At 65.4% G+C, this 9,608-nt stretch carries 4 protein-coding genes and 1 rRNA gene; 2 read left to right on the top strand and 3 right to left on the bottom strand.

All coding sequences use genetic code 11. The features are described 5' to 3' along the window. Nucleotides 1–441: 441 nt before the first annotated feature. From H5T65_12695 to uvrB, 3 genes are all read right to left on the bottom strand, one after another. On the bottom strand, nucleotides 442–1,296 hold the full coding sequence (locus tag H5T65_12695) for a hypothetical protein (protein MBC7260095.1): 855 nt from the start codon (nucleotides 1,294–1,296) through the stop codon (nucleotides 442–444). Nucleotides 1,297–1,364: 68 nt separating this feature from the next. Further along, complete coding sequence (locus tag H5T65_12700) at nucleotides 1,365–2,312, bottom strand: radical SAM protein (protein MBC7260096.1); 948 nt, start codon at nucleotides 2,310–2,312, stop codon at nucleotides 1,365–1,367. Then, nucleotides 2,306–4,330, bottom strand: coding sequence for an excinuclease ABC subunit UvrB (gene uvrB, locus H5T65_12705; GenBank protein MBC7260097.1), 2,025 nt, complete (start codon nucleotides 4,328–4,330; stop codon nucleotides 2,306–2,308). Before uvrB ends, H5T65_12700 begins: the two co-directional genes overlap by 7 nt. A gap of 339 nt (nucleotides 4,331–4,669) precedes the next feature. Here uvrB and H5T65_12710 point away from each other — a divergent pair, with 339 nt between their 5' ends. Both H5T65_12710 and H5T65_12715 read left to right on the top strand, forming a co-directional pair. Next, on the top strand, nucleotides 4,670–7,855 hold the full coding sequence (locus H5T65_12710) for a tetratricopeptide repeat protein (GenBank protein ID MBC7260098.1): 3,186 nt from the start codon (nucleotides 4,670–4,672) through the stop codon (nucleotides 7,853–7,855). A 665-nt stretch (nucleotides 7,856–8,520) separates the two neighbouring features. After that, a 16S ribosomal RNA gene (locus H5T65_12715) occupies nucleotides 8,521–9,608 on the top strand; the annotation flags it as partial.

Below are 9,608 nucleotides of genomic sequence, written 5' to 3' on the forward strand. Positions count from 1 at the left end.
CGGCGATGCGGCGATTCATCCCCACCCGCGTGGAGCAAATTGGCAATTTGCTCCACATCCCCTGCCGGCGGCGGGGGGGCGCCGAAGGCGCGGGGGTGAGGTGTGCTGCCGCCCTGCGCGGCGCGCGCATGTGCGGTCGTGCCTTTCGTGGCTTTCACGCCCTTTCGTGTCCTTCGCGATCCAAACGTCCCTCACCCTAGCCCTCTCCCAGCGGGAGAGGGAACGCACGCCGCCCGCACGCCGAGCCCCGAAGGGGCTTCATTCCGTCAGCGCGGGGGTTTAGCCCCGCGCGGGCGTGTTCGCTTCACCCTAGCCGGCGCCCTGGCCGCCTGACGCGGAAGCATCGGGCTGGCGTTGAAGACCCCAAGGGTCTCCGAGATCCTTGGGGTCTATTTCGTTCGCGTGGATTCGTGTTATTCGCGGTTACAACCCCGCAGTCCTCTACAGTCCCAGCGCCAGCGCCGCCCCCGCCATGCTCACCCACAGCAGCGGGCGCGCCGCCCTGGCCAGGCCGGGCGTCGCCGACGGGGACGGCAGCAGGGTCGCGCAGGCCGCCACCGCGACAAAGGCAAGCAGCGTCGCGGGGAGCGCCAGCCGGAAGGCGACGAGCGCCGGCACGGGCGCGATGATCCCGGCGAGGAAGATGCCCCTGCCCCACGCCAGGCCGCGATCCAGTGCCGCCAGCCCTGACGCGGCCAGGCCGTAGGCAGGCGCGACGACGAGGTGCAGGCTCACCTGCCCGGCGGCCGTCGTGGCACCCACAACCCAGGCCAGCGCCACCAGCGCCCCGGGCGCCCAGACCTCGGCGGCCGGCGACGCGCGCAGTCCGAAACCGGCGGCCAGCGCCAGCGCCAGGATGAGCGCCCCCACCCACGCAGCCGGCGCACCCAGGCCCAGCGACAGAAACAGGCCCACGAGCACGAGCGCGCCAACCGTCCGCGCGCGCAACCCCCGCGGCGACACCCACACGCTCCACAGCACCCGCAACGCTCCCGACAGCCAGGCCGTGAACCGCCGCGCGGGCGAGTTGGGCTGCGCGTAGGGCAGGGTGAAAAGCGGGGCGCGGGAAGCCGCTGGCGGACGCTGCCCCTCTCCCTGCACCAGCAGCCACACGACCCAGCGCCACACGAACTCCGCGAGCAGCACGGCGGCAAGTAGCCGCCCGGCGAGCGGCCACGTCCAGCGCACCCCTACGGCGGACACCGCCCCGCAAAGCACGGCCCAGGCCAGGGGAACCCCCTGCGGGAACGTGGGCAGGGCGACGGTCGGCCTCGGTCTCGTATGGGTTTCGCTCATGCAACCCCTCCGGCGTTTGCGGATATTATAGCAGACCCGCGGCCCAACCGCGCCACGCGCGTGGCGATTCACACGTCATCGCAGGCGTCTTCCTGCTCCTGGAACCAGCCGTTTTGCAGCCCGGCCTGCTCAAAGGCATCCACGGCCTCCAAATACTCCTCGGGCGAGACCTTGCGGCCCAGCACCGGGTCTTCCAGGACGCGGTGCGCCGGGAAGTATTGGCTCATCACGCTCACGTGGACGTTGGGCGACAGTTCGCGGGCGATCCAGCGGAACACCTCGGCGCTCTGGGCCAGGCCGCCCGGAAGCACCAGATGGCGGATGATCATCCCGCGGCGGGCGATGCCCTCCTCGTCCAGCACGAGTTCATCGCCCACCTGGCGGAAGATCTCCTTAAGCGCCGCGCGGTCGGCCTCCACGTACCCGACGAAGCCCGAAAGTCGCCGCGCAACCTCATCGTCCGCGTACTTGGCGTCGGGCAGGTAGATGTCCACGATGCCGTCCAGCAGGCGCAGCGTCTCCAGCGAATCGTAGCCGCTGGTGTTGTACACGAGAGGGATGCGCAGGCCCAGTTCCACGGCACGCGGCAGCGCCAGCACAATCTGGGCGGCGAAATGCGTCGGCGTTACGAAGTTGATGTTGTGGCAGCCTTTGTCCTGGAGTTCCACCATCATCTCGGCCAGGCGCTCCGCCGAGACGCGGTTGCCGACGCCCAACTGGCTGATGGGGTAGTTCTGGCAGAAACGGCAGCGCGCGGTGCAGTAACTGAAGAAGATCGTGCCCGACCCGCGCGTGCCGCTGATGGGCGGCTCCTCCCAGGGGTGGACGTTCCACGACGCCACGACGGGGTCGGCCCCCGCGCGGCAGAACCCCACTTCGCCCGCCAGACGGTTCACGCCGCAACGCCGGGGGCACAGCACGCAGTGGGCCAGCAGGTCGCGGGCCTGGCGGACGCGGTCGGGCAGTTCCCCGCGCCGCGCCAGTTCCAGATAGCCAGGCGCAGGGACGTTTACCATCGGCTTCGGGCGGCCGCGCGGGGGCGTTCCCATTCGGGCAGGGATTCGTCTTCCAGTTGGCGGCGCAGTTCGTAGATTTGGTCGCGGATGAACGCGGCTTTCTCAAACTCCAGGGCGTCGGCGGCGGCCCGCATCTGCTTCTCCAACTCGCGGATCATGCGGGCGGCCTCGTCCTTCGGGATGCCCACGCCTGTCCCATATTCGGCGCGGGTCTCGGCGGCGGTGCGCACGCGCTGGGTGATGTCGTACACCGACTTGACGATGCTCTCGGGGACGACGCCGTGCTCGCGGTTGTACGCTTCCTGGATGGCGCGGCGGCGGTTGGTCTCATCAATGGCCCGCCGCATGGACTCGGTGAGGGTATCGGCGTACAGGATGACCTCGCCGTTGATATGGCGGGCGGCGCGGCCCATCGTTTGGATCAGCGCCCACTCCGAGCGCAGGAAGCCCTCCTTGTCCGCGTCCAGGATGGCCACCAGCGACACCTCGGGCAGGTCAAGCCCCTCGCGCAGCAGGTTGATGCCCACCACCACGTCGTACACACCCAGCCGCAGGTCGCGGAGAATCTCCACCCGTTCCAGCGTCTGGATTTCGGAGTGCAGGTAGTGCACCTTGATGCCCATCTCGGCGATGTAGTCGGCCAAGTCCTCGGCCATGCGCTTGGTCAGCGTCGTTACCAGCACGCGCTCGCCCCTGTCCACCCTCTTGCGGATTTCGGCCAGCAGGTCGTCCACCTGGCCCTCGGTCGGGCGCACCGACACGCGCGGATCCAGCAGCCCCGTCGGTCGCACGATGAGTTCCACCACCTGCGCGCTGCGCGCCAGTTCGTAGGGGCCGGGCGTAGCCGAGGTGTAGATGACCTGGTTGATATGCTTCTCAAACTCCTCAAACTTCAGGGGGCGGTTGTCCAGCGCCGAGGGGAGTCGGAACCCGTATTCCACCAGCACTTCCTTGCGCGAGCGGTCGCCGTTATACATCCCGTGCAGTTGCGGGATGGTCATGTGCGATTCGTCTATGATCATCAGGTAGTCGTCGGGGAAGTAGTCCAGAAGCGTCCAGGGTTGCTGGCCGGGCGCGCGGCCCGACAGTTGGCGCGAGTAGTTCTCAATCCCCGAGCAGTAGCCCACCTCGCGGAGCATCTCCAAATCGTAGCGGGTGCGCTGCTCCAGGCGCTGCGCCTCCAGGAGTTTGTCCTGGGCGCGGAGTTCGGCCAGGCGCTCCTGCAACTCGGCCTCAATGCTCTCAAACGCGGCGGCCAGGCGCTCTTTGTTCGTTACGAAGTGCTTGGCGGGGAAAATCTGGATGCTTTCCTGCTGCGACAGCACCTCGCCGGTAACGGGATCCACCTCCGCGATGCGGTCTATCGTGTCGCCCCAGAACTCCACGCGCCACACGGTCTCGCGGTACGCGGGGAAGATCTCCAGCGTGTCGCCGCGCACGCGGAACTTGCCCCGAGTCAGCGCCACGTCGTTGCGGTCGTAGTAGATTTCCACCAGGTGGCGCAGCACTTTGTCGCGCCGCTTGGATTCGCCCACGCGCAGCCGCACCACGTCCTGGCCGTACTCCTCGGGCGAGCCGATGTTGTAGATGCACGAAACACTGGCGACGATGATCACGTCGCGGCGGGTGAGCAGTGCCTCCGTCGCGGCGAGCCGAAGGCGCTCAATCTCGTCGTTGATGTCGGCGTCTTTCTCTATGTACGTGTCGGTCTTGGGGAGATACGCCTCCGGCTGGTAGTAGTCGTAGTAACTGACGAAGTACTCCACCGCGTTGTTGGGGAAGAACTCCTTGAACTCGGCGTACAACTGGGCGGCCAGGGTCTTGTTGTGGGCGATGACGAGCGTGGGGCGATTGACCTGGGCGATGACGTTGGCCATGACGTAGGTCTTGCCCGAGCCGGTAACGCCGAGCAGCGTCTGATCGCGATAGCCCGCGCGCAGGCCCTCCACCAACTTGCGGATGGCCTCGGGCTGATCGCCGGTCGGTTTGAACGCCGAAACCAACTGGAAGTCCGCCATCTCCCCGTGCTCCTGTGGAACTCGTCCACTCAACGAGCCACCCGACGCTCTGCCTGTAGTCTGTCCGGCATTCGTTCTGGGCCGTCGTTGCGACCTGGGCGTCTCGTCCAGTTGATAAGTATACGGGGGATTGGGCCGCAGGGCAAACGGCTGGAGTGTGCGCGGATTCGGTTCCGTCTTGTGTTGGCGAGCAAGGTGCGACGCACTTTCAGAAGCGTGTGCACCTGTAGAGTCGGGTGTGCGCGCCGCGATTTGTCATTTTTATCGTTCGGGTGATATAATGTTGGATGTTCCCCTCGCGGGAATCATCCCCAGGAGAACGTGGTGGCGGGAGCGTACATGCCAGGGCTAAGTCTGGTCAAGAAGACGAAGATCCTCATCCCACGGCGACGCCCGGACTTTCTGCGCCGCCAACGCCTGATAGATTTCCTGCATTCGCGCATAGACCGACGCCTGTTGCTCGTCTCGGCCCCCGCCGGCTACGGCAAGACGACGCTCCTGGTGGACTTCGCCAACGACACGAATTTCCCCGTGTGCTGGTACTCGCTGGACAGCGGGGCGCAGGAACCCCGCGTCTTCCTGGAGCACTTCATCGCCTGCATCCAGCAGCGCTTCCCCGAGTTCGGCGCGCAGACCGTGGCGATGCTGGACAGCCTGGCCGACCTGGGCGAAGAGGGCCTGAACCCGCTCCTGATCAGCCTGGTCAACGAGATTCTGGACGAAATCCCCGAGTACTTTGCCATCGTCCTGGACGATTTCCACCTCATAGAGCAGAGCACCGCCATCACGCGGTTCATCACGGGCTTCCTGGAGGACGCGCCCGAGAATTGCTGCCTCATCGTGGCGGGGCGCACCGTCCCCGGGCGGCTGCCCATCGTAACGCTGGCCAGCAAGCAGCAGGTGGCAGGTCTGGGCAGCAACGACCTGCGGTTCACCCCCGACGAGATTCAGGCGCTTGTCCGCCAGATGTACGACGTGCAACTCAGCGCCGAGGACGCCCGCGCCCTGGCCCAGGATACCGAAGGCTGGATCACCGGCATTCTGCTGTCCACCCACAGCCTGTGGCAGGGGCTGATGGAGGGCCTCATCCGCGGCAGGGGCATCATGACGGTGTACGACTACCTGGCCAGCGAGGTCTTCAACCGCCAGGATCCGAAGGTGCAGGAGTTCCTGTTGGCGACATCCATATTGGAGGACATGACCCCCGAACTGTGCGATGCCGTCTTGGAGACCAACAACTCCTGGGCGATGCTGAACCTGCTGGAGGAGCGCAACCTGTTCCTCAACCGTCTGGGCGCGGAAGGGCAATGGTACCGGTACCATCGGCTGTTCCAGGGATACCTGGTGTCGCGCCTGCAACGCGAGGAGCCTGGGCGGTTTGCGGAACTGCATCGGCGCGCGGCTGCCTACTGGGAGGGCAAGAACGATCTGCCGCAGGCGATTTCGCACCTCCTCGCCGCAAGCGAGCACTCCGCCGCGGCCCAGCGGATGGAGCGCATCGCCAGCGCCGCCATCGCCTCGGGGCGGCACCTGTGGCTGATGCAGTGCTACGAAACGCTCCCCGCCGACATCTCGCGCCAGCACCCCTGGCTGCTGGTGCATTCGGCGAAAGCCTACGCCCAGTACGGCCAGCCCGACATGGCCCTTTCGCTGCTGGACACGGCCGAGAACGCCTTCCAGCAGGCTCACGACCCGAAGGGCATCGCGCAGGTGGCGGTGCAGCGGGGAACCATCTTCCGACTTCAGGGGCGGTACAAGGACGGCGCCGAGCAATGCGCCCGCGCGGCGCTCCTGGCTGCGCAGGTGGACACGCCCACCGTGGCCGAGATGGAACGCTGCTGGGGCATCTGCCTGGGCCAAATGGGCCAACTTCAGGACGGCGTGGAGCACCTCCAGCGGGCGCTGCAACTGCATCTCCTGTCGGGCGGCGAGTTCAACGCGGCCCTGGCCCGCACCGACTTGGCGGCTTTCCTGGAGCGCATGGGGCAGTTGGACGAGGCACTGGCCCAACTGGAGAGGTCGGCAGCCGTGCTCCGGCGCGCCAGGAACCCGGGCGAACTGGCCAACACCCTCAACTCCATGGGTGTCATCTACTACTACCGCGGGGAATATGACCGCGCCAGGGCAACCCTGCAACAGGCGCTACAGGCGGCCCACGACGCAGGTAGCGGGCGCTGGACCGCCTACATCCTGACGGGCCTGGGCGACATAGAGCGCGACAGCGGCAACTCTGCCCAGGCCCTGGACCATTACGAGAAGGCCTTTGCCCTCCTGGACCAGAAGCAAGAGGGGTTCCTGGCCATGTACATCCGAGCGGCCCAGGCGGAACTGCACGCGACGCTGGGCGAGGCGCTCCGCGCGCAGGACCTGGCGCGGCAAGCGAGCGAACTGGCCGAAGCGCACCGTTCGTCCTACGAGCAGGGCCTGGCGAGTACGGCGCTGGGACTCGCATGGCTGGACAGGGACGCCGAGCAGGCGGTTCGCGAATTCCAGAAAGCGGCAACCCTCCTGCAAGAGAACGGCGCCATGCGCGACATGACCCGCGCCGTGTTCCTCCTCGGCGCGGCGCTGGAACGGGCGGGCGCGCACGAGCAGGCGCTGGCCCGCCTGCAAGAGGCGCTCACCCGGGCGAGCAAACTGGGCTACCGCACGGCGCTGCGCGTCCTGGCGCGCTGGGCGAAGCCGTTGCTGGCCCGCGCGGCCCAAAGCGGGCTGGACGTCGCCGACCTCCTTCAGGAAGTCGCGCCCGTTGCTGCGGAGGCGGTCGCCGAGGCGGCTCCGCCTGTGGAATCCCACGCCATACGCCTGCTGGGGCTTGGGGGCAGCCGCGTGGAGTTGGATGGCGAGGCCGTGCTCACCAAGTGGAGCAAGGCCCGAGAGTTGATCTTCCTCCTGGCCACGCAGAACGAAGGCCGCGGTGTCCTCCGCGACGAAATCTACCAGTGCCTGTGGCCTGGCGACACCGAGCACAAATCCTACGGCAACCTGTACACGCTGGTCTATCGGGTGCGCCGCCTCCTGACCAACGACTGCGTGCAGTTTGAGGACAACACCTACCGCTTCGCGCCCGCGGGCGGCTACTACTGCGACGTAACCGAGTTCCAGGCGCTCATCCGCCAGGCGCAGGCCGCCGAGGACGCCGACGAGGCCCTGGCCTGCTACGAGAAGGCGGTGGCGCTTTACAAAGGCGACTTCCTGGCGGACATCACCGCCGAGTGGACGCTGCACCAGCAAACGGCGCTGCGCGACCTGTTCCTCATGGCCATCGCACGAGTGGCCAATCACTACTGGCAGATGGGGAACCACGAGGTGGCCATCGCTCTGACGCACCGCTGGCTGCAAGAAGACCCCACGGATGAGGCCGCGCACCGCCTGCTCATGCGGTGCTTCGCGGCCCAGGGCAACATCGGCGGGGTGCGACGCCAGTATCAGTTGTGCGAGCAGATTCTGGCCCGCGAACTCCAGGTGGAGCCCGATCCGGAGACCCGCGAACTGTACGCGCGCCTGACCGCGCCGGGCGAGTGATGCCCGCCGTGTTCCGGCGAGCCTATCCCTGCTCCCGTTGCCGGTGGCCTCGCTACGGTAAAGGAACAATCGCAATTACAGCGCGGCGCACCGGAAGAGTGCGCGTATCCATGACGGCGGCTCGCCCGTGGCCTCCGGCGATGCCCTCACCGCCTTGCGCAAATTGCCCACGTCCCCGGGGACGAAGATGGCCGGAACGCGCTACCTGCTGTGATTCCATAGGCCGCTTTCAGGGCGCAAGGCAAAATTTGACAAGGCGCGTGGGCTGTGGTAATATCCGCGCCGTTGTCGCGAGAGCCGAGCGACCTCGCAGCGGAAATTCAAAAAAGTGCCACAACCTCTTGACAAAGTGCGGAGAATTGTGGTAAAATAGAAGTGCCGAGTGAGAGGGACTTCGGCTGGCTGTTTTGACAATCGGATAGGGAGGAAGACGGGGGACGCAAACCAACACAACGTGAAGACCGATTGAACGGGATAGGTGTTGTGCGTCTCCGCCGATGCAGAAGCGTCGGCGAAGTTTTTCTCTCCGAGGGGCCGATTTGACAGGCTCAAGGGGCTATGTTATAATGACCCTCGCCCTAAAAAAGCGGGCGGCACTTTAACAACTGAAGAGTGGTAGGAAAGCAGACGGGATTGGGTCCTGTCAGATTCCTGAAAAGAGAATCTACGGAGAGTTTGATCCTGGCTCAGGATGAACGCTGGCGGCGTGCCTAATACATGCAAGTCGAACGGACCACTTTTCTTCGGAGGAGTGGTCAGTGGCGTCCGGGTGAGTAACACGTAGGTGACCTACCCCGAAGTGGGGAATAACTACCCGAAAGGGTTGCTAATTCCGCATGTGCTCCGGCATTCGGTTGCCGGAGTAAAGCCGAAAGGCGCTTCGGGAGGGGCCTGCGGCCGATTAGCTAGTTGGTAGGGTAATGGCCTACCAAGGCGAAGATCGGTAGCTGGTCTGAGAGGATGATCAGCCACACTGGCACTGAAACACGGGCCAGACTCCTACGGGAGGCAGCAGTAAGGAATATTGCACAATGGGCGAAAGCCTGATGCAGCAACGCCGCGTGGGTGAAGAAGGCCTTCGGGTCGTAAAACCCTTTTCTGGGGGACGAGGAAGGACGGTACCCCAGGAATAAGCACCGGCTGACTACGTGCCAGCAGCCGCGGTAACACGTAGGGTGCGAGCGTTATCCGGATTTACTGGGCGTAAAGCGCGCGCAGGCGGTGTCGTAAGTTGGACGTGAAATCTTTCGGCTCAACCGGGAGGCGCCGTTCAATACTGCGGCACTAGAGGGCAGAAGAGGGGAGTGGAATTCCCGGTGTAGGGGTAAAATCCTTAGAGATCGGGAGGAACACCAGTGGCGAAGGCGGCTCCCTGGTCTGTTCCTGACGCTGAGGCGCGAAAGCGTGGGGAGCGAACGGGATTAGATACCCCGGTAGTCCACGCCGTAAACGATGGGTACTTGGTGTGGGGAGTATTGTATCTCTCCGTGCCGAAGCCAACGCGTTAAGTACCCCGCCTGGGGACTACGGCCGCAAGGCTAAAACTCAAAGGAATTGACGGGGGCCCGCACAAGCAGCGGAGCGTGTGGTTTAATTCGATGCTACACGAAGAACCTTACCTGGGCTTGACATGCGCGTAGTAGTGAACCGAAAGGGGAACGAGCCTTCGGGCAGCGCGCACAGGTGCTGCATGGCTGTCGTCAGCTCGTGCCGTGAGGTGTTGGGTTAAGTCCCGCAACGAGCGCAACCCTCG

The organism is Chloroflexota bacterium (assembly GCA_014360805.1).
In the GTDB taxonomy this organism is placed as follows: domain Bacteria; phylum Chloroflexota; class Anaerolineae; order DTLA01; family DTLA01; genus DTLA01.